The 22,620-nt window shown below is 34.2% G+C and carries 16 protein-coding genes; 5 read left to right on the top strand and 11 right to left on the bottom strand.

Translation table 11 applies throughout. The annotated features are described in order from the left end of the window. Window positions 1-61 precede the first annotated feature (61 nt). The 4 genes from ACWA1B_RS21265 (at window position 62) to ACWA1B_RS21250 (ending at window position 8,145) form a co-directional block, all read left to right on the top strand. Window positions 62-3,064, top strand: coding sequence for a SusC/RagA family TonB-linked outer membrane protein (locus ACWA1B_RS21265; RefSeq protein ID WP_456910461.1), 3,003 nt, complete (start codon window positions 62-64; stop codon window positions 3,062-3,064). 25 nt (window positions 3,065-3,089) lie between these two features. Continuing rightward, on the top strand, window positions 3,090-4,592 hold the full coding sequence (locus tag ACWA1B_RS21260) for a RagB/SusD family nutrient uptake outer membrane protein (RefSeq protein ID WP_456910459.1): 1,503 nt from the start codon (window positions 3,090-3,092) through the stop codon (window positions 4,590-4,592). A gap of 264 nt (window positions 4,593-4,856) precedes the next feature. Further along, window positions 4,857-6,101: a glycoside hydrolase family 71/99-like protein gene (locus ACWA1B_RS21255; protein ID WP_456910457.1), complete on the top strand. Its 1,245-nt coding sequence runs from the start codon at window positions 4,857-4,859 to the stop codon at window positions 6,099-6,101. A gap of 25 nt (window positions 6,102-6,126) precedes the next feature. Then, entirely contained in the window at window positions 6,127-8,145 is a 2,019-nt protein-coding gene (locus ACWA1B_RS21250; protein ID WP_456910455.1) for a glycoside hydrolase family 97 protein, read from the top strand. Between the two features lie 189 nt (window positions 8,146-8,334). Here the strand turns inward: ACWA1B_RS21250 and ACWA1B_RS21245 are convergent, their stop codons facing one another. From ACWA1B_RS21245 to ACWA1B_RS21235, 3 genes are all read right to left on the bottom strand, one after another. After that, window positions 8,335-9,246 (bottom strand): hypothetical protein, encoded by a 912-nt coding sequence (locus ACWA1B_RS21245; RefSeq protein ID WP_456910453.1) that lies wholly within the window; start codon window positions 9,244-9,246, stop codon window positions 8,335-8,337. A gap of 359 nt (window positions 9,247-9,605) precedes the next feature. Beyond that, window positions 9,606-10,040 carry a DUF6526 family protein gene (locus tag ACWA1B_RS21240; RefSeq protein WP_456910451.1) on the bottom strand — a complete coding sequence of 145 codons (435 nt, stop codon included), beginning with the start codon at window positions 10,038-10,040 and terminating at the stop codon, window positions 9,606-9,608. A 257-nt stretch (window positions 10,041-10,297) separates the two neighbouring features. Next, window positions 10,298-10,792: a DNA-deoxyinosine glycosylase gene (locus tag ACWA1B_RS21235; RefSeq protein WP_456910449.1), complete on the bottom strand. Its 495-nt coding sequence runs from the start codon at window positions 10,790-10,792 to the stop codon at window positions 10,298-10,300. A 183-nt stretch (window positions 10,793-10,975) separates the two neighbouring features. Here ACWA1B_RS21235 and ACWA1B_RS21230 point away from each other — a divergent pair, with 183 nt between their 5' ends. After that, window positions 10,976-11,983: a helix-turn-helix domain-containing protein gene (locus tag ACWA1B_RS21230; RefSeq protein ID WP_456910447.1), complete on the top strand. Its 1,008-nt coding sequence runs from the start codon at window positions 10,976-10,978 to the stop codon at window positions 11,981-11,983. Window positions 11,984-12,049: 66 nt separating this feature from the next. Here ACWA1B_RS21230 and ACWA1B_RS21225 read toward each other — a convergent pair whose 3' ends face one another. From ACWA1B_RS21225 to ACWA1B_RS21190, 8 genes are all read right to left on the bottom strand, one after another. Then, window positions 12,050-13,249 (bottom strand): NAD(P)/FAD-dependent oxidoreductase, encoded by a 1,200-nt coding sequence (locus ACWA1B_RS21225; protein WP_456910445.1) that lies wholly within the window; start codon window positions 13,247-13,249, stop codon window positions 12,050-12,052. Continuing rightward, a complete protein-coding gene (locus ACWA1B_RS21220; protein ID WP_456910443.1) occupies window positions 13,246-13,773 on the bottom strand; it encodes a low affinity iron permease family protein in 528 nt (175 codons plus the stop codon). Before ACWA1B_RS21220 ends, ACWA1B_RS21225 begins: the two co-directional genes overlap by 4 nt. 7 nt (window positions 13,774-13,780) lie before the next feature. Continuing rightward, entirely contained in the window at window positions 13,781-16,600 is a 2,820-nt protein-coding gene (locus tag ACWA1B_RS21215; RefSeq protein WP_456910441.1) for an AsmA family protein, read from the bottom strand. 12 nt (window positions 16,601-16,612) lie between these two features. Next, window positions 16,613-17,452, bottom strand: coding sequence for an MlaD family protein (locus ACWA1B_RS21210; protein ID WP_456910439.1), 840 nt, complete (start codon window positions 17,450-17,452; stop codon window positions 16,613-16,615). Window positions 17,453-17,474: 22 nt separating this feature from the next. Then, window positions 17,475-18,254 (bottom strand): ABC transporter ATP-binding protein, encoded by a 780-nt coding sequence (locus ACWA1B_RS21205; RefSeq protein ID WP_456910437.1) that lies wholly within the window; start codon window positions 18,252-18,254, stop codon window positions 17,475-17,477. 1 nt (window position 18,255) lies between these two features. Then, window positions 18,256-19,014, bottom strand: a complete 759-nt coding sequence (locus tag ACWA1B_RS21200) for an MlaE family ABC transporter permease (RefSeq protein WP_035650960.1) — start codon at window positions 19,012-19,014, stop codon at window positions 18,256-18,258. 261 nt (window positions 19,015-19,275) lie between these two features. Beyond that, window positions 19,276-21,546, bottom strand: a complete 2,271-nt coding sequence (locus ACWA1B_RS21195) for a glycosyltransferase (RefSeq protein WP_456910434.1) — start codon at window positions 21,544-21,546, stop codon at window positions 19,276-19,278. Beyond that, a complete protein-coding gene (locus ACWA1B_RS21190; protein ID WP_456910432.1) occupies window positions 21,527-22,606 on the bottom strand; it encodes a glycoside hydrolase family 130 protein in 1,080 nt (359 codons plus the stop codon). The genes ACWA1B_RS21195 and ACWA1B_RS21190 overlap by 20 nt, the downstream gene beginning before the upstream one ends. Between the last annotated feature and the right edge of the window lie 14 nt (window positions 22,607-22,620).

The raw sequence follows: 22,620 nt of genomic DNA, 5'->3' as shown, positions 1-22,620 counted from the left end.
TGAACCAATAATGGATATGCGAGTTACATATGGCTGATAAAAAAACAATAAATAACTTCATATGAATAGTAAAAATAAAAAAATAGTCCTGCATCAAATGTGGACTACTAAAACTGCAGTATTCATGATTTTCATGCTTTTTCTTTCGGCAGGAATGTTTGGTCAGGAAAAAAAGCAGGTATCAGGAACTGTGTATGACAATACAGGAACTGTATTGCCAGGCGCTTCGGTAATTGAAGTGGGAACAAAAAATGCAACCACGACCGATTTTGATGGAAAATTTACTTTGACGGTAGCCGTAGGAAGTTCGATTGAAATTTCATTTATTGGATCAACAAATCAGAAAATCCAAATTACTTCTGCAACTAAAAATCTTGATGTTCGTTTACAAAATGACGGTTATCAATTAGCCGAAGTTCAAGTTGTAGCTGTTGGTTACGGAACGCAAAAGAAATCAGATTTGACAGGAGCAATTTCAACTGTAAAAGCTGATGATTTAGTAAAAGGAACAATCTCTTCTACAGAACAAGTTTTACAAGGAAAAGTAGCTGGTTTAAATGTTATTCGTCCTTCAGGTGATCCTGCGGCGGGTTCAACTTTGCGTCTTCGTGGAGGAACTTCTTTGACAGCGAGCAATAATCCATTAATTGTAGTGGACGGAATTGCAGGTGTTGATATCAACATTGTCCAGCCTTCAGATATAAAAACTGTTGACGTTTTAAAAGATGCTTCTGCAACTGCGATTTATGGTTCAAGAGGAGCAAATGGAGTTATCATTATTACTACAAAATCAGGAACAAAAGGAGTTTCTGTTACGTATAGCGGATTATCAAGCATTGGTTATGTAACGGATAATTTAGATTTATTATCAGCAAATCAATGGAGAAATTATGTTCGCCAAACTAATAATAAAGATGCTGTAGATTATGGTGCAAATACAAATTGGCAAAAAGCAATCGAGCAGACAGCTATTTCACAATCACATACTTTAACTATTAATTCGGGTAAAGCTGACAGCGGTTTCAGAACTTCGCTTTCCTACTTAAATAATGAAGGAGTTATTAAGAATTCTGGATTAGAAAGACTTAGCGGAAATATTAGCGCGTATCAATATCTTGGAGATAACAAAGATGTAAAATTTGACACGGGATTATTTGCTAATATCGATAAATGGCACCCAGTTGATTACAGAATTTTTGAATATGCTTATAACCTGAATCCAACAATTCCGGTTTATACACCAACTGGAGAATTTTCATCTGTAGCAGGTAATCTTTACTACAATCCAGTTGAACTTTTGACAAACAGAACAGTTGATAATGAAAGACACAGACTTTTAGGTTATTTTAAAACTGAAGTTAAATTTTTGAATGATTTCCTGGCTGTTGCTAATATTTCTTTAGAACATAACGCAGTTAAAGGAGGTACTTATAAACCAAGTTATGCCGTTTTAGAAGGAGCTACAGAAGGCGGTTACGCTCAAAGAACATATGCTGAATATACAAATGCACAAGGTGAACTTTATGTAAATTATAATAAGGTAATCGACAAACATACTATCAGCGCACTTGCAGGATATTCTTATTTAGAAAATATCTACCAAGGTTTTGGAGCACAAAGAAGCGGTTTTGTAACGGATGCTTTTAGCTATAATAATTTAGGTGCAGGTTACAAATATCGTTTAGGCGATGTGTATTCGTATAAAGGAAAATCAAATTTGGTTTCATTTTATGCTCGTGCCAATTATTCTTATGACGGAAAATATTTGCTGACTGCAACAGTAAGAAGAGACGGTTCAAGCCGTTTTGGAGAAAACAATAAATGGGGAACTTTTCCATCAGCTTCTGTGGCTTGGAAAATTTCTAACGAGGGATTTATGGATGGTACAAAAGGTTGGCTTGACAATTTAAAATTGAGAGTTGGTTATGGAGTAACGGGTAATCAAGACGGAATTGGAGAGTACAAATCGCTTTCTATTTTAGGAGTTGGAAACGACAGTTATTATGATCCTGTTACAGGAACTTGGAGTTTGGCTTATTCGCCACAGCAAAATCCAAATCCGGATTTGAAATGGGAATCAACTAAACAATTAAATATTGGTTTCGATTTTACACTTTTCAACAGAATTTCGGGTTCATTTGAATGGTATTCTAAAAATACTGAAGATTTATTATATACTTACGAAGTGCCTCAGCCACCTTATTTAGTTGGAACTATGTTGGCAAACGTTGGTGAAATGTCAAACAAAGGAGTTGAGCTTACTTTGAATGCTGATATCATCAAAGGACCAAAATTCAATTGGAATGCTAATTTGACATTGGGACACAACGTTCAAAAAATCGAAAAACTTTCGAATCCAACGTATAAAACAGATGTTATTTATAGTGGTTCTTTACATGGTTTAGCAGGTATGTCTGGACAATATTCTCAAATTATTGCTGAAGGTTATCCTGTTGGAACTTTTTGGGGATTCAGAAATGCCGGACTTGATTCAACTGGAAAAATTCAGTACTATAACAAAGCAGGAGATGTTGTTGCAGAAAGCGCTTTAGTAGATGATGATAAAACAGATTTAGGGAATATTCAGCCAGATTTGACATTAGGTATTGGGATGAATTTTACATACGGAAATTTTGATCTTGGAATCAGCGGTTACGGAATGTTTGGACAAAAAGCATTAAACGCAACAAACATGATGCTTAATGACCCAACAAGGTTGCCAGCTTATAATGTTCCGGATGATTTCTTAGGAAGCGGAATAACATCTTCTCCAAAATATTCAGATTACTGGATCGAAGATGCTTCTTTCTTCAGACTTCAGACCGTTTCTTTTGGTTATACGATGCCTCTTGGCTTGCAAAAAAAGTCAAAACTTAGAATTTATTTAATGGGAGAAAATCTTGCTGTTTTCACAAGTTATAAAGGTGTTGATCCAGAAATTGGCTTAAATGCACAAAATGGTTCAGATCAGACAGGATTAGCAGCTCCAGGTATCGACAGATATAATAACTATCCTAGACCAACAACAATTTCTGTTGGATTAAATTTCTCGCTGAATAACTAAGCGAATTAACTCAAAAATAGAACAAATGAAAATCAAAATAACAGCAGCAATATTGATAAGCATGCTTTTTACGATATCATGTACAGATTTAAGTGAAGACTTATATGATAAAGTAGAGGATGGAAATTTTGGAAATACTTCCAAAGAAGTTGATGCATTAGTTGGAGGTGCTTATTCTTCTCTAAGAGGATTCGCTGACGGAATATCAAACAATTACCCAACTTGTGAATATGTATTCTTTTTAACTGAAACCGTTTCTGATGAAGCAACAATTCCTACCAGAGGAACAAACTGGTACGATGGCGGACAATATCAGGATGCACAAAAGCATACATGGAAAGCGGATAACCGAATGATTCTTTCAGCTTGGCGTTACAATTATACCGGAATTGCGAAGATCAACTCAATTATTTATCAAATCGATAAATCATCTTTGAGTGATACTGCAAAAGCGCCAATTTATGCTGAATTAAAAGCTTTAAGAGCATATTACTATTACAATCTTTTAGACTTATTTGGAAATGTGCCAATTGTAACCAATTTTGAAGACACATCGCTTCCATCAAATTCTACTAGAAAACAAGTATATGATTTTGTTGAAAAAGAATTGACAGATGCTCTTCCGCATTTAAATTCAAATGTGGTGTATTCTAAAATGACTAAAAACGTGGCGTATTCTTTATTGGCAAGATTATATCTAAATTCTGAAGCTTTTATTGGAACAGCGCGTTGGCAGGATTGTTTGAATATGTGTCAAAAGATTTCTGGTTATTCATTAACGCCAGATTTCTTTGCCAATTTTGCTACAGAAAATCAAAAATCACCTGAAATCATTTTTGCAATTCCTTACGATTCAAAAGCGGGAACTGTTGGAAATTACATGAATTCAATGTCTTGCCACTACTTACATAAATTGACAGTTTCTGCAACTGCCGATTATCCTTGGAGTGCAAATGGAATGTGTGCACAGCCAGGCGTATTTTCCGCTTTTGCTGATACTGACAAAAGAAAAAAATGTATGGTTGCCGGAGATCAAATCAATAAAGCGACAGGACAAGTTATCGTTATGGATAACGGTGAAAAGTTGACTTATACTGAAGAAGTTACAAGTGTTGCTGATGCTAAAGAAAATCAAGGAGTTCGTTTAGGCAAATATGAAATGAAAGAAGGTGAACAGTGGGAACGTGATCACGATTTAGTGGTGATTCGTTATGCTGAAATCTTAATGATGCAAGCGGAATGTTATGTTCGTTTAGGATCTCCTGATTTGGCAAAACCATTTTTGCAGCAAGTAACAGCGCGCGCAGGTGAAGAAATGCCAGCGACAATAGATCTTCATTTTATTGATCAGGAATTGCTTAAGGAATTTACGTTTGAAGGTAGAAGAAGAACAGACAACATTCGTTTTGGAACATTCTTCTTGCCTTGGTGGGAAAAAGGAACAACTGAAAAATACAGAGCTATTTTCCCAATTCCAAGTACCGTTTTAACAACAAATAAAAACCTAAAACAGAATCCTGGGTATTAGGTTATTGAATGTCAGTCTTCCATGTTGGTTAGTCGTGGAAGGCTGACATATTTTTAAATCTGGATTATTCTTAGGTATAAATCATGGGAATATTATTAAACACATAGAAAAATAGATTTTATGTGTAGGCAGAGAAGATAAAAAAGAAACTGATTTCTTTCACAAAGATTACTATGTGCATTTTAAATAAGTGAAACGCCTTTTTTTGAGTGCAAAAAGCTATGTTTCTATGTGTTTAAAAATAAAAAAACAAATTACATCAATATGAAAAGATATATCACCTTATTGTTTTTTGGGATCGTGAATATTTTAATCGCCGCCGGATGCAGCAGTGATGACAAAGGTCCAGATAAACCAACTGAACCGGAAACACTTGCTCCTGTTGCGATTGAAAAAACAAACAGTACCAAAATTTACGTTCATTATATGCCTTGGTTTGAAACCAATGAAAGCAGTGCCGATAAAAAATGGGGATATCACTGGACAATGGCAAACAAAAACCCAAATACTATTGGAGCAAACAACCGCAGGGAAATTGCATCATACTATTATCCGCTGATTGGGCCTTATCATTCGGGCGACAAAAATGTGATTGAAAATCATTTATTATTGATGAAATATTCAGGAATTGATGGTGTTTTGATCGATTGGTACGGCACTTATGACGTAAACGATTACCGAATGGTAAAAGAAAACACAGAGCAATTAATCGCGATGCTAAGCAAAGTCGGACTTGAATATGCAATTGTTTACGAAGACCGAGTGACAAAAAATGTTGTCGATGCAGGAAAAGCAATTTCGGTAACGAGTGCTGCAAAAACCGATTTAGCTTACATGCAGACGAATTATTTTTCTAACGCCAACTACATCAAAATAAACGGAAAACCTTTATTGCTGAATTTCGGTCCAATTGTATTGCAGACACCAGCCGAATGGACAAATGTTTTTAGCACATTAACAACAAAACCAACTTTCCTTACGCTTTGGGATCAATCTATTGAGGCCGGAGATAATGCTTCTGGAGAATATTCATGGGTTTACAAAAACAGCACTTATTTAACGAATTGGTACACTAATACAAAACCAAAACTTTCAGTTGCAATGGGAAGTGCTTATCCTGGTTTTAAGGATTTTTATGCCGAAGGCGGTGGCGGAGCAGCAATTGGCTGGACAATCGAGCACAATAATGGAGCAACGCTTGATGAAACTCTTTCTTTGGCTAAAAATGCAAACCTGAGCTACCTGCAATTGATTACCTGGAATGACTTTGGCGAAGGTACAATGTTCGAACCAACAGTTGAATTTGGTTACAATTATATCGAAAAAGTAAAAACTTTTGCCGGAGTAAAAAACACTGAATCCTATTTTGCAGATATCAGCAAACTATATAACCTAAGAGTTGAAAAGAAAAGCAATGCTGATGCTCAGAAAAAATTAGATCAGGCTTTTAATTATTTTGTTTCGATGCAACCTGCAAAAGCAAAACAAGTAATAAGCGAAATAAAATAAGAGCTGTAATTAATACAATTAAATAATGAAAAACATAAGATATAGATACTGCCTGATCGCATTAGCCTCAATGCTGATTTGCGCCTGCGGTACTAAAAAAACGACATATAAAATCAGCTCTCCTGGAAAAAACACCGAATTAGTTTTTGAATTGACTCCTTCTGGACAACCTCAATATAGTTTTACATCTGGCAGAAAATCGGTTATTGAGCCTTCATTGTTGGGTTTTGAGTTTCAGGGAATTCAAAAAATGACAGATGGTTTTGAAGTGGTTTCTACCGAAGAAAAAACTTCTGATGAAACTTGGGAACAACCTTGGGGAGAATTCAAAAAAGTGCGAGATCATCACAATGAATTGATTGTTCATTTGAAAGAAGCAAAAGGTGAGGAACGGTTGGTTGATATTATTTTCAGAGTTTTTGATGATGGTTTAGGATTTCGCTATTCTTTTCCCAAACAACCTAATTTAGGCAAAGTGAAAATTTCGAATGAAGTTACGCAGTTTACTTTTAAATCAAATAATGATGTTTGGTGGATTCCGGTGCACCGCGAAAACAGTTATTACGAAAGTGAATACCGAAAAACGCCAATTAGCAAAACTGATACCATTAATACTCCGGCTACTTTCGAAACAAAAGAGAAATTATATGTAGCGATTCACGAAGCTAACTTGACTGATTTTGCTTCAATGACACTTTTAAAAACAAGTGACAAACAATACAAAAGTGATCTAGTGCCTTGGGCAGATGGTGTAAAAGTGTATGCTGAAGCTCCTTTTGTAACGCCCTGGAGAACCATTGTGGTAGGAAAAACACCTGGCGATGTGGCGACTTCAACCATTATGCTGAATTTAAATGAACCTTCAAAAATTGAAGATCTTTCCTGGATTACGCCATCAAAATATATTGGAATTTGGTGGGGAATGCATTTAGAAAAATTCACTTGGGGACAAGGTCCAAAACACGGTGCTACAACAAAAAATACCAAAGAATATATTGATTTTGCAGCGAAAAACAATTTTGACGGCGTTCTGGTGGAAGGCTGGAACGAGGGTTGGGACGGCGACTGGACTGCCGATGGATCTGCGTTTAGTTTTGTAAAAGCCTATCCCGATTTTAATTTGGAAGAAATTACAAAATATGCTGCCATAAAAAATGTTCGATTAATTGGTCACCATGAAACTGCAGGCGCTTCTAAACATTATGAAAGCCAGCTTGAAGATGCTTTTAAATTGTATCAAAAAATGGGAGTTAATTCGGTGAAAACGGGTTATGTAAACAAATATTTGGATAAAAAAGAATGGCACGACAGTCAGTATGGAGCTCGTCATTACAGAAAAGTAATCGAAACAGCGGCTAAATACCATATCATGATTGATAATCACGAGCCAATGAAAGGAACGGGAATTCAGCGTACCTATCCAAACTTTATGTCGCAAGAAGGCGGAAGAGGGCAGGAATACAATGCATGGTCAGTTGACGGAGGAAATACTCCTCAACATTTAACAACCTTGCCTTTTACAAGAATGCTTTCTGGGCCGTTTGATTACACGCCGGGGAATTTCAATTTTGATTATAAAACGCCTTCTGGAGCGAGAGTACAGACAACTTTAGCAAATCAATTGGCTTTGTATGTGATTATTTTCAGTCCGTTGCAAATGGCTTCTGATTTGCCTGAGAATTATGTTGGAAAACCTGAATTTCAGTTCATAAAAGATGTTCCATGTACTTGGTCTTACACAAAAGTCTTGGATTCTAAAATTGGAGAATACACCACCATTGTCCGAAAAGATTGGGAGGAAAAAAATTGGTATTTAGGTTCAATTACAAACAAAGATGCCAGAGATTTAAAAGTGGAATTGTCATTTTTAGATGCCGGAAAAGAATATGAAGCAACAATTTATGCAGATGGAGCAGGAGCAAGTTATAAAACAAATCCGTATCCGGTTACGATTTCAAAACAAAAAGTAAATAATAAAAGCGTAATAAATATCAAATTGGCAGCTGGAGGAGGAACAGCTATAAAATTCACTCTATTAAATTAATTGAATTAGTTTTCGTTTTATTTTAGTTAAGTTTAAGTTTGAGCAAATGAGCCCGATTTCTTTTTAAAGATTTCGGGCTTGTTTATTTTTTGTTTCAAGTTTCAAGTTGATCTTTAATCGCAATCCCGATAGCTATCCGGATTGCGGTTAAAAAAACTTAGAACCTCAGAATCTTAGAACCTTAGAACCTTATTTATGCAGCTGAATATGTTTTCCAAAAGAATAAGTTAGAGCAATTGTTGGTCCATTGTAACCCCATTTGAAGAAACCGTTTAATCTTTCTTTTTGAGCATCTACTCTGATGTTTAAGCCTGTATAACCTGCTGTTATACTGAAATTTTTATACAAGTTATATAATACAGACAAGTTATAACTCAAGATACGTCCGTCGATATCATTTATTTTTAGGGCGAAGTAATTAAAGTTAGCATAAAGTCCGACTTTTTTGCCTAATACAAATTCTCCCCAAAGTCCGATATCTGGTAATGGCGCAGTCACGCCAAAATCATCACTATAGGAGACTTGCTGTGTTTGTCCTTCTAAACTCAAACCTACATCTACTAACATAACGTGTGCACCTATCAAGGCGCCTATTTCATATTTTGGTTTGGATATAAAAGCATAACCGTAATATATTCTAATAATTTGATTGTCTAGAAATGCTGAAACCCTTGCATCTACTGGATAAGTATGATCACCAAATTCTATTTCTTTTTGAAGGACTTTTGTTGATTTTCTGTTCAAATAAAAATACTCAGAACCCAGTCTTGATCTTCTTGAAATGCGCCATTCAAAAGCAGCAGCAAATGATTCACTGCTTCTATTAAAACCGAGATCTTTTTCAAAATCAATCATGTTTCCAAAATCACCGTTATTGCTTCCAACTTCCACTTGTGTATTATTTATGGGAAAAAATGCACCGGCTGTGAACTTAAAACGTCTTGCATGCCAAGGCAAATCATCAGGATCATAGTTCTGAAAATCGTCGTCTGAATTATTTTGTACGGAGGGCAAGGTATCAGATGGAATTTCAGCGGTAATTTGTGCTTTGGCTGAAAAACAAGAGAAGCAAACTATCATAAAACAAATTAATTTTTTCATCGGATTTAATTTTAGAGTTTTTGATAAATTTTTAACACTTAAAGTTAACAAAAAAAATCATTCATTTAATTTTTTGCCGTTTATTATTTAGATAATTCCGTTGATTATCAGTTTGATAGTGTTTTTAGATTCAAAAATTCATAAAATATCTCTTGAAAACGAGAGCCGCGTGAGGGATAGGAGTAAGCTACCGAAGTAGCATGGATAGCCCGGCAGCTTTTAAAAAAAGGCCTCAATACGCACAAAGTATATTAAGGCCTTTTTTTAAAAGGTGGCACGCCCTTATTGAAGTTATGAGTTATGAGTTATGAAATGTCGAATGATGACATATAGTGTGAATTCATAACTCATAACTAAAATTAAACCCTATCATAATCCGCTTTCCAATGAATGATAGCTTTTTTGATGGCATCGCCGGTAAGGTTGTTTTTTAAGGCGTCTTCCAGTAATGGTAAAAATTCATTGTCTGGTGCAAAACGAAGTGCGAAAATTTGATCATCCGTTAATTTGTATTCGAATTCTTCAAGTCTTTTTCCAGTCAATGTGAAGTAACGGTAACGAAGTTCTAAGCGTACGATTCGGTTTTGCAAAATCAAGGCATAATGTTGACGAAGCATAAAAGCCAGGCAAAAAAGAAATACAAAGCAAACGCTTATAAATGACCAAATTAGTGTGTCGTTTGTATTGCAGGCAAAATAGAGACTGCACAGTAAAAAAATAATTAAAATGGGATAGTATATAAAATGATGTGCGGTGTAAAATCGTATGTGGTTGTAATAGGTTTGAACTTTCATAATTATTGTTTTTGGTATTAATGAAAAAAAACAAAGCTACCCTAAAAATTAGAATAGCTTTCTTTCTCAAAATAAACTAACATAACCAATGTTTTCTTTATACTTTAAACTTTTACAGTTTGTAATTCTATTTATTTGAAAAAAGCCTTCATTTCTGCTTTTAAATCTTAGTTATTGTGGCTTTAATTTCTTGTAAGTAAAATTAATAAGTGTTGATTTTTTTTTGTTATACTTTAAGTTCAAATTGTTATATGATTTCAACTATTGTTCTGCAAATCGGCAATAATTTTCCATTCGGATAATTTTGAATCAAACGTTTTTCCTGCGTTGGCCGGACTTGTCGACGGAAGTGTATAAAATTGGTACGTATTTTTCAGATGAACGTATTTTTTGAAAAAAGCGTGTGCTTTTTGACCATTAAAAAGTATGGCTTTAATATTTGGATGCTGTTTTAAAAAGGTTTCAAAATCATTGGCAATTTCATTTTTAATGGCAGTGTCCAAACTTCCTATTCGTTCGCAGTATTGAAGAACGTCCCAAACTGCGATTTTATTTTTTTTAAGTATTTCTTTTCGGACTTCATAATCAGAGGAGAAATCTTCGTTTAGAATTATGAAAATGAATTTCCAAAAATTATTCTGCTTGTGCCCATAATATTGATTTAGTTCTAATGATTTTGTACCTGGCATCGTTCCGAGAATTAAAATTTCAGAATCGTTTGTCGAGATTGGAGCGAACGAGTAGCTTTTCATTTTTTTTGAATTAAGAAAATTTTTGTTTGAGTTAAATTTTTATTCTGAAGTAATTATAAAACAAAACGCCAAAATTATATAACATTTTTGATCAATGCTTGAGCGAACTTTGGATTATTGATTTATAACAAAAGAATTTGTTTTTTATCTGAAATAAAAATACCAAATCTAAATGTAAGCAAAATGAAAATAATTACCATACATACAGAGCAAATCCAAACCGTATTTGAGGAATTAAATAATAATCTTGACGGAACAATAACTTTTGATTTCGATGAATATGCTTTAGAAATCAACAATAGTTTTGCTAAAGGAACAATAACGGGAGCTTCTTTCAATGATAATATTTCGTATGTTCAATTTGATATGACGTTTTCGACAGCGGTTCGAATGGATTTTTTGAATGTGATATCAACACCTGTTTATTTTGCATATTGCTCAAAAGGCGGTTTGTCACACAGTTTTGGAATTGATGGCGAAGAGCGTAAGTTTCAGACTTTTCAGACTGCTATTTTGGCTTCAAATCAAAACCAGAATAATGTTTTGTTTTTCGAAAAAGAGGTGAATACTAAACTGACTTTGATTATTGTGGGAACTCAGACAGAATCTGATTTAATACCTTCTTTAAATCAAAAAGTAAAAGAAACTTTTTTTGAAAATAATGCACTTCAGAACTTTTTTTACATGGGCTCATACAATTTGAAAATTGCTGAAAAAATCGAACAGCTAAATGCTGTAACACAAACCGGAATCGTGAGAAATTTACTTAAAGAAGGAATTCTGAAAATTATTCTGGCAATGGAAATCCAACAGCATAGCGACGATTTAAATGCTTTTCCGAAAGATGCAAATTGTCTGACTTTAAAAGAAATGGAAGAAATAAAAGAACTTTCAGAATTTATAAAATCAAGTCCGGAAGAGCCATTTACTATAAAATCACTGAGCAAAAAATCGGGTTTATCGCCAAATAAACTTCAGGAGGGATTTAAAATGATTCACGACAGAACGGTCAATGATTACATCACGCACATGAGGGTTTTGAAAGCTGAAATTTTAATGCGTACATCCGATTTAAATATTTCTGAAATCGTGTATTGTATTGGTTTTACAAGCAGAAGTTATTTCTCCAAAATTTTCAAACAAAAATTCAATTGTAGTCCAAAAGAATATAAGTTTAATTTAAGTTGCTAAGGTACTAAGGTTCTAAGCTATATAGAAGCTGAACTTAGAACCTTAGCAACCTTAGCAACTTTTTTGTCAACGTCCAAAGCGGTAATATTCTAAATCCATATTGCTTTTATTGTTTATGGAATCCAAAATTGAATTCATTCCGATGATGCTGAATGTAATTCCGTTTCCGCCAAAACCTAAAACGTAATGTTCATTTTTTTTAGGATCTGGTTTTCCAAAGTAAGGCAGGCCATCTTTTGTTTCGCCAAATGTTCCTGCCCAGGAATAATCTAATTTAAAATTGATGTTTGGAAATTTTCTTTTGAAGGAACGCATCAAAAACTGCTCTTTTTTCGGAATTAATTTATCACGTTTTTTAGCATCCAAAAAATTTTCATCGCCCCCGCCAACAATTAATCTGTTGTCTGAAGTAGCCCTAAAATATAAATAAGGATTTGAAGTATCCCATAAAATTGAGTTTTTGAAGACCGCGGGCAAATCGGGCAAGCTTTCAGATGCAATGACATAAGTGCTTTTTAAATCGACAACTTTTTCTTTTAAGGTTTCAGTGCTTTCATAACCGGAACAATGTATTATGTGATCTGTCAATATTTGATTTCCATTTTCAGTCTGCACAATAAATTTTTCACCTTTATTTTTTATGGATTCAATGTTTGTACGGTCATATATTTTCATTCCTTTATTTTGGCAATAAGAAAGTAAATCCTGACCCAGATGATAAGGATCAACAACGGCAGCAGTTTTCGATTCTATTGCTGCAATTGCCTTTAGTCCCATTGTTTCCAGTTCTGCTTTGCTCATCCAATTAACGTCAAAACCATGCTGTTTTCTGGTTTTGAATTCATTTTTTAAAAACGGAATATCCTTTTTAAGACTGCAGAAATAAATACTTTTTTTAAACTCAAATTCGCAATCGCTTTTTATAGTATCAATAATGATTCGCAAATCAAAAATTGCTTTTTTTCCGTTTCTGTAACTGTTTATCGCACAGTCTGCTCCTCTTAATTTGATCAATTCGTGCAAAGAAACGTCAATTTCGTATTGAAGCAAAGCCGTACTTGCAGCGGTGCTTCCGTTGCAAATATCGCGTCGGTCAACTAAGACTGCTTTTTTCCCTTCGCTGATTAGTTGATAAGCAATCAATGCGCCTGTAATACCGCCTCCAATGATCAAAATTGGTGTCTCGAGATCTGAATCTAAAGACGGATAACTTGACTGCATTTTGTATTTTAATGGCCAGAAAGTTTCAGTTGAGCGTAGTTTCATTTTTTGGTGGTTTTTGTTGTCGAAGTAGTTTTTGGTTTTTTAGCTGTTTTACTAAGGGTTTTATATTGAGTTCTGTTTTTATCTTTTCGAGCATGCTGTTCATGAGCTTCTGCAATAGAATGGGATGTTCTTATAGTTTCGTCTTTTTTGGCCAGCTCACTTAACCTGCGATAATATTTTTGAACTATTTCCATTTCTTCTTCTGTCATGCTTTCAATATCAACAAGACTATTGCTCGAATATTCGTTTGAAGCAACTAATTCATTTAGTTTAAGCTGAATCGCCAGTGAATCTTTATTCTGTGCTTTCTGAATTAAGAAAACCATTAAAAAAGTGATAATTGTTGTTCCGGTATTAATAACCAATTGCCAGGTTTCGGAATAATCGAAAAATGGCCCGGAAACTGCCCAGACAACAACAATTAAAAAAGCAATAATAAATGCCGGGGTACTACCTGTTGCTTTGCAAACTGCACTTGCGAACTTTTCGAACGCACTATTTTTATTTTGAGTTTTTGTTTTCATTAGAATTTTATTTTTTGGTTTTGCTTACTTTTTCTTCCTTGATTACTTTATTATGTTTTTCATCATAAACTGCGGCAATGATTTTTTGCCCTGTTTTGCTGAATATTTTGATTTTTGGGTTTTCGTGTGTTCCTGTTATTACAATTGGAAAACCAATAATTCCGAAAGGAGGAAGGCCTAACCGCATTCTCAAATCCAATAGCCCGTCAAAACTGGTTGTGCCTTTAATTGTGGGTCTAAAACTTGAAACAGAAAAAGTAAAGGGTTCAATAAATATTAAGTTATTATCAATTGTCGATTTAATTTCGATTCCTTTTAAATCTGGATTATCAATACCTTTTTGTCCTGTTTTTGAACTGATTCCGTCAAATAATTTCAATCCTTTAACCTGAACATCACGTAAGTTTATGGTTCCGCCACCTTCGAGTGATTCATAAATTGGTCCCATATTTCCATTTAAATCACCTTTTACTTTATAATCGACAGAAATAATTCCCTGCGCTTTTTCGGCAACTGTTACCATATCATGAAACATCGGAATTTCTTTGTAGGCGCGTTGTACATTAAAATCTTTAGCGGTAAAATGCGAATCAAAATGGGCAGTTGTCGGCGATTCGTCTTTATAAGAAGCATCGATTCCTAATAAACAATCGATGATATTAAAAGTGGTATTTTGCAAATAAAAATTTCCTCGGTCAATTCCGGTTTTACCCGAAAATTTGTTTAATATCAAACCGTTGTATTCTACTTTATCAGCATTTGCAATTAGCGACACATTCAGGTTTTTCGGAATCATCACAACACCACTCATTTTCGGATGATCTTCTTTGGCATAATCGACTTCAAGGTTCCGATCAGTATTTTCACCTTTTTTGAGTGCCATAAATTCATCAACATTAATCAGTTTTGATTTCATGTTGAAATTCCCGCTCAAAGTGCCGTGTGATTCAAGGAAATAGTTGATGGTGTTTAAAAGATATCCGTTAATATCAAAATCTGATTTTCCATACGAAGCATTGAATTTTTCAAACCACATTTTTTCATTTTGAAAACGGAAATTTCCTTGTTTGATATAGAACGCCTTCGGAAAAAGTTCTGATGTTGCTTTAATATTTTTTAGCAAAAGAGTTCCTCGATTATCCAATTTATCATATTGACCATTAGCAGCGTAACTTTGTTTACCCTTAAAAGATAAATCAGCTTTTGCATAACCTGTTACATCAACTCCTTTTTGAGAGAAAACCTGATAAATTCGGCCAACATTCAGTTCTCCTTTGATTTTTGCATTATAAGCCAAATCACTAAAATCAGAAAGTGTTGCGTTTATATACATCGGATTTCCTTCAAAAACAAAGGATGCCGGGGCTACAGCCACAATTAAATCCTGATACGTTCCAGCTTTATTGAGCACATTGGCCACAAAAGTGATATCGGTAATTGGGTTAGGATAGGAGTCCGTTTTGAGCCAGCCATTATGTAGTGCGATACCGCCAATTGTTTTTGGAAATAATTTTTTTGAAGTGCTAAAAAGTCCTTTAGCCTGAATATTTGTTTTTAAAATTCCTTTTAATTCAAGAGTATTCAAACCCAATGCTGCGTCAACAACAGCCAAATCCAATGCACCTTTTACGCTCGCATCAATCATCATTTCGTGCAAACCTTTACTGTGTAAATAAGCATTGAAATAATCTTTTTCGCCTACTTTAAATTTAAAAGTTCGAAGATTGACTAATAATTGCTCTCTGTCTAATTCAGGCAAAATCGCATTCAAATTCATTTGAAAATCAGTCAAAGGAACCGGGGCATTTTTATAATTTACAGCGCCATTATTGATTTTTAAATTAAAAGCTAAATTTGGCTTTTGTTTTTTGGCGACATTGTAATTTCCCTTAAAAGTGAAAAGAAGATCACTTCGACCTGAAATATCTGTTTTTTCCAACCACGTTAAATATTCTGGAGGCATTACAGATAATAAATCTTTTACCGTAGTATTTTCTGAAGCAGCTTTAATATTGATTTTATAGCCGTCTCTTAAAATAGTCAAAAGCCCTGTAAATTTTAAGGGCAGTTTATTGATTTGAAGTTCATTTTTTTGAAGAATAAACGAAAGGGCATGTGTATTGATTCGCGTTATTAAATCGGCACTTACATGTTTTCTTCTCAAATACCCAGTGCGGTCATAATAAAAATCAAGATTGTCAATGTCAGCATTGGTATTTAAATCAAAAATATCTTCGCTCAGATTTCCTTTTCCAACATAATTAAAACCTTTTGCATCGATTAAAACTTTTGCCGAACGGTCATTATATTTGACATGGCAATTTTTAAGATCTATTCTTTCGAGTCGTATTGCAGTTCCTTCTTCGGGCGCGTTAGGATCTTTTTTATCGTTTTTTCGATCCTCGGGCGCAATATAAATATTGTAATTCGCTTGCCCTTTTTGGTTGATCATTATATTGATCAAAGCATCAGAAACGTACAACTTATTGATTTTAACTTCATTGTCAAAAATCAATCTTTTCAGGTTTATTCCAAATGAAACCTGTTCGGCTTTCAATAAAGTATCATTACCGAAAGGAGCAGATCCTGTCATCGACAAATCATCTAACGAAACGGTCAGTAATGGAAAATGAGTAAAAAAGGAGAGCTTAGATTTCGAAAAATGTAGTTTGGTGTCTAAGCGTTCATTGGCTATTTTTTTTACTTCAGAGGCAATTTTTCCGGGAAAAATTAACGGAATTAGAAAAAGCAATAATAATATTCCTACGATTGTTATTCCACTCCATTTTAGAATTTTAAGGCTTATATTTTTATACGAAGTTTTCATGGCGTAGAAATTTTACTGTTTTTTTTCAGGCTCTTTTTTAGCTTCCTCGGCTTTTTGTTTGTCCTGTTTTTCTTTTTCTTCTTTTTCTTCTTTAGCTTTTTCTTGTTTTTCCTTTTCTTCTTTGGCAGCTTTTTCTTGCTGTTCCTCCTGTTTCTCTTTAATTTCTTCTTGCTTTTTAGCTTTTTCTTTTTCTTTTTTCTTGAAGTAGCCTCTAAAAAGGAAATTGCTTTTTGCTGCTTCCATATTTTCACTGAAACCTTTAGTACCGCTTTCTAAGTTTGAAAGCGTATTTGTAACACTATTTGCCATTTTATCATCGCGCACTAGTCTTGCCAAAGCACCGTTTCCGTTGTTCATACTGTGGCTGAAAATGGCCAGTTCTTCAGAAATTACGCCTACGTTGTCAACACTTTTTTTGACGCTTTTCATGATGTCATTCATTTCGATTCCGTTAATAGAAGCAATCACACCGTTGTCTTCAATAATTTTTGTTGATTTAACGCCGGGAGTAATGGTCAGCACTTTGTCGCCCATTAATCCGTCAGAACCAATAGACGCGCGGGCATCGGTTTTTATGAATTTTCGAATTTCATCTTTAATAACCATTGAAACTACTACAGAAGAATCGTTTATAATGCTGATTTCTTCTACAGTTCCAATATTAATACCAGAAAAACGAACATTGTTCCCGACTTCTAAACCGCTTACCGTTTTAAATTTTGAACTGATGTGAAAAGTAGAACCAAACAGATTTTTTTGTTTTCCAATAAAATAAATGGCCATAATAAACAGCAGCAGCCCAACCGATACAAACATTCCTAATTTCCAATTATATCCTGATTCCTTTTCCATGATTTCTACAATTTATTTTGCTTTATTCAAAAAATGAGCGCACCCATTCGTCTTCATTTTTTTCCAGTTCTTCATAGGTTCCTTCGGCATGGATGACTCCATCTTTTAGAACCATAATGCGGTCGGCAGTCATTTTGGCGCAGGCCATATCGTGCGTAATTATTATCGATGAGGTTTTTTGTTTATGTTTTATATCCAGAATAAGTTCGCTTATTTCTCGTGACGTAATTGTGTCTAATCCTGTTGTGGGTTCATCGTATAGAATGATTTCTGGTTTTAGAATTAATGTTCTTGCTAAACCAATTCGTTTTCTCATTCCGCCAGATAATTCAGCAGGCATTTTATCAATTGCATCTCCTAAACCAACACTTTCAAGGGCTTCAATAACTTCATTTTCAATTTCCTCTTCGTTTAAATCTCTTCTGTGTGCACGTAATGTAAAAGCCAGATTTTCTCTAACCGACATTGAATCGTAAAGCGCACCGCTTTGAAATAAAAAACCAATTCGAACCCGCATTTTATTTAATTCTTCTTTTGAAAGATTCAGTAAATTTTCATCAAAAACAGTTATTTCGCCCTGATCAGGTTCAATCAAGCCCACAATACATTTTATAGTAACTGATTTTCCAGAACCTGAACGGCCTAAAATCACCAAATCTTCACCTTTATTGACGGTGAGATTGACGCCTTTCAGAACTTCATTGTCTTTGCCAAAAGTTTTACGCAGATTCTTGATCTCAATGATTGGAGTCTGTTTTTTTTCTTTTGATTTTTGTTTGATATTTTTTTCTTCTTTAATCATCTTAAAAAAATAAATCGGTTATTTGTACTGCGACCATATCAATAATAAATATGCTTAAAGAAGCCGTAACGACAGATGAATTTGCAGCTCGGCCTACGCTTTCTGTTCCATTTGCGGCATTAAATCCTTTATAACATCCAATCATTCCAATAAAAAATCCAAAGAAGAATGTTTTTATGGTTGCCGGAATCACATCTAAAAATTCTAAAGACTGAATAATTTGAGTTAAATAACGATAGAAATTGACATCTCCATGAATATTTATTCCAACGTATCCGCCAATAATTCCAACGGCATCGGCAAAAAACACTAATATTGGGACCATTAATGTACAAGCGGCAATTCTGGTTACAACCAAATAATTGTAAGGATTGATGGCTGAAACTTCCATAGCGTCAATTTGTTCTGTAACTTTCATAGAACCTAATTCGGCACCAATTCCAGATGAAATTTTACCTGCACATATTAAGGCTGTTATAACGGGAGCAATTTCACGAATCAGTGAAAGTGCCACCATTCCGGGAAGCCAGCTTTCTGCGCCAAATTTTACCAATGTGGGGCGAGACTGAAGCGTGAGTACCAACCCCATTATGAAACCTGTTATAGCAACCAATGGCAATGATTTGTAGCCAATAACATAACATTGTTTTAAGAACTCTTTTGCCTCATAAGGAGGAATTAGAAGCTCCTTAAAAAAACGCGATGCAAACACGGTTGCATTTCCAATTTGTGCGAATGTATTTTTTAAGCTGAGAATCAAAATAATGTTGTTTTAGAGTTGAAACATATTGCAAATCAGTTTTTTAACAGTTTTATATGCCTTTTGTAATTATAGAGGAAAGTTACCCTAATACTTGTTAAAATCTTTTACACAACTTTTTTGGAAGCTTATATAATTTTCATTAGAATACAATAATTCGTCAGGAATTGCGTTTTTTGGTCCCCAAAACAAAAAATCCCTTTCATTGAGAAAGGGATTTTAAGGGTTTAAAAGAATTTTGGTCAGCTTTGCTGTTTGAATTTATGAGTTGATTGCAATTCCTGTTCTAGATTTCAAAAGCGGAATAACTCGGGACTGCGATAAAGCTAATTTCTCCATTAATAATCTTGCCGTCAGAAAACATACAGTTGATTCGGCACCTTGATTTAAGTTAACGTTTTCTTTTTCAAGTCCGTCATAACCACCGCCGCTCACCGGATTGTACATAATTTGATTTAAATGATTTTTGCCTAAAAACCAGTTAAAGGCAGCTTTCATTTTCTTTTTATAATGCGGTGTTTTAAAAGCATTATAGAAAGTATTTAATGTTTGAATTGTATAGGTAACATCAATTGGCTGTTCTCCGTATTCATTTGGTTCAGAGCCTTTATGATGCCAGCTTTGATTTGAAATTGCTTTAAAATTGCCATTTACAAATGTTTTAGAGATCAAGAAATCTAATGAGTCTAATGCTACTTTTTTATAGGCAGGTTTATTGGTAATTAAATAAGCATATAGCATAGATTCTGGCAAAATTCCATTACCGTATGTTAAATAATTTTCAAACCATTGCCATTCTTCGGTTGCGGTGTCTTCATAATTTGCCAGCAATTTCGCATTTAGTTTATTGATTATGGCCGCTACATATAAATTAGGAACTGCGGTGTGATACAAATACAAACCTTTGGTAGCAAATCCAATAGAACGTGGTGACTGAATAGTTTCAGCCCATTTTAATGAATTCAATAAACATTTTGTTGCTTTTTTAATAATAGCTTCCGGAAGAATATCTGAAAGAGAAACTACCGTTCCTAACGCCCAGATTGCTCTTGCATTTGAATCTTCTAAATTAACTTCGGCATTTTGTTCAATATGCTCTCGATTTTCCTTATCGACATAGTTGATAAAATCTCCTTTTGGTTTTTGACAACGCTGAATAAAATCTAAATAGATTAAAATATAAGGTAAATCATCTTTATCCTGAGTCAGTTTATAATGCATGCAAAAAGCAATTAATGCTCGTGCATTATCATCTAGAGTGTAGCCTGAATCTAAATCGGGAACAGAAATTTTGCTGAACTGAATAATGCCAAGTTCTGTAGTGAGTTTTTTAATATGATTCAAGCGAATTTCAGGATAACTAAATTTGATTTCCGATGGATTTTCTATTAATTTTTTATAAGTATTGATGTGTGTAATGGCTGCGTTTTCCCAAGAAGAAGCGCGCATTTTGGTAAACGATTGGATTCCCATTTCGTTTCTTAAATTTTCATCAGAAATCAGTTTTATTGCTGCTTCTGCAAATTGATTGACATTTCCAATATCAACTAATATTCCTGAATCTGGCGTTAAAACTTCTCTTGTATGTGGAATTTTTGAAGCAACAATCGGACACGCACAGCTCATCGCGTAAGCAAATGTGCCACTTACTGCCTGATTTGGATCTTTAGAAGTAAACATATAAATATCTGTTGCTTTTAGATATTCTAAAAGTTCGTCAGTACCTAAATATTGATTAATGAAACGAACGTTATTTTCAAGTTTTAAATCCGCAACAATTGCTTCAAGTTTATCTCTGTAAGTATCTACGCCATCTTTAATTAAATTTGGGTGTGTTTTTCCAATTATTAAATAAAGCGCATTTGGTGCTTTTTCAATAATTTTTGGAAGCGCCTGCAGTCCCGTTTCAATATTTTTTCCTTCGCCTAAAAGTCCAAAGGTAGAAAGTACTAATCTATCCTGAATATTTAATTTTTCTTTTGCCTGAGCTGGAGTTTCATAAACCACGATGTGAGTTCCGTGTGGTACGTAGGTGATTATTTTTTCATCGATTTCATAATCGTTAATCAAAATTTCTTTTGATTTATTTGTCATTACAAAAACCGAATTGCTGTAACTCAATAACAGTTTTACAAACGTTTTTAAATCATTATTCGGATTTGGAATTACACTATGAAAAGTAAAAGTAACCGGTTTTTTGATCACATTTAAAAAGTCTAAAAGGTAATCTCCATAATTCCCTGAAAACAAACCAAATTCATGTTGAATATGAACTAATTTTACCGCTTCATCTTTATTGATTTCTTCAGCTGTTTTAGCATATTCTTCTCTGTTTTTTGTGTTTAAAGTAAACGCTTGTGTAGGTTTTTCTTTTGGTTTATCAACAAGTTCACATATTTCGCATTTGATTGATTTACCATAAACATCTGTGATTCCTTTAATTGTATCCTGCGTATAAGTTGCTATTCCACATTGAGTTGGCGGAAAAGTAGAAAGAAAAACTATTTTCGATTTATTTGATATCGTCTTCATGGGGATTCTGTTTTAATTCGGTTAATAAGTCGTTCAAGTTCAGTGAAGCCACCGCAATTTTATCATCGGCGGCACCATAATAAATATATAGAAGGTCGTCAAAAATGGCTGTTCCGGTTGGAAAAACTACATAATTTACATAACCATGTCTTTCGTAATGTTCTGACGGTGTAATGATAGGTTTTGTTAATCTTGCCAGCACTTTTGCAGGATCATGAAGATCCAATAAAGCAGCGCAGGCATGATATACCAAACCTTTTTCTCGTCTTTCAGCTGCATGATAAATCAGCAGCCAACCATCTTTGGTTTCAATTGGTGGGGCTCCTGGACCAATATGACTGGTTTCGTGGTCAAATTTTGGTTCCAGAATAATATGGTCTGGTAAGTTTTTGATGTATTCTTTCCAGAATTCAACAGTTAAGTCACTTTTTTTATCAAAAGAGACAATCTGAATGGAAGGAAACAATCTATGTAAAGCTATAAATTTTCCACCAATTTTCTTAGGAAAAAGGACTACATTTTTATCCCAAACAAACAAATTTTCCTTCATTGTTTCCGTCAGCGGATAATTTCTTGCTGTATTGAAAGCTAATATTCTAGCTATACTAGGGGTTTGTAAGTGTCTTCTAATCAGATTTGTAAAATCGTGTAAAATAAATTTAGGCGTTATTATTCCTTTTTTTTTGAACTTGATTAAATCTTTTGATGTTGCCAAAGCGCCACATGCATTTATTCCGTCGTATGTTACATACATCATATAAAACGTATCATCAATTTTTGTAATTCTGGGATCTTCAACACCATGAATTTCATAAATATATTCTGGAACAAAAATTGGTTCTGAATGGCGCTCCACTAAGGTTTTTGGCCCTTCAAATCTGCAATATCCTATTGTTGAAAAGTTACCTCTTTTTGCAGCCCTGTAAAACATATGAATGTTATTTCCTTCTTGATAAATAGCCGGATTTAAAACACCTAATTCTTCAAAAGATCGTTCTGTTTTTTCTAAAATGATGCCATGTTTTGTCGCTGTTATGCTTTGAACCGTTGCTATTTCCATAGTGTTAAAAATTT

This window comes from Flavobacterium xizangense (genome assembly GCF_054075145.1).
This window is presented reverse-complemented; position numbering and strand designations above follow the sequence as displayed.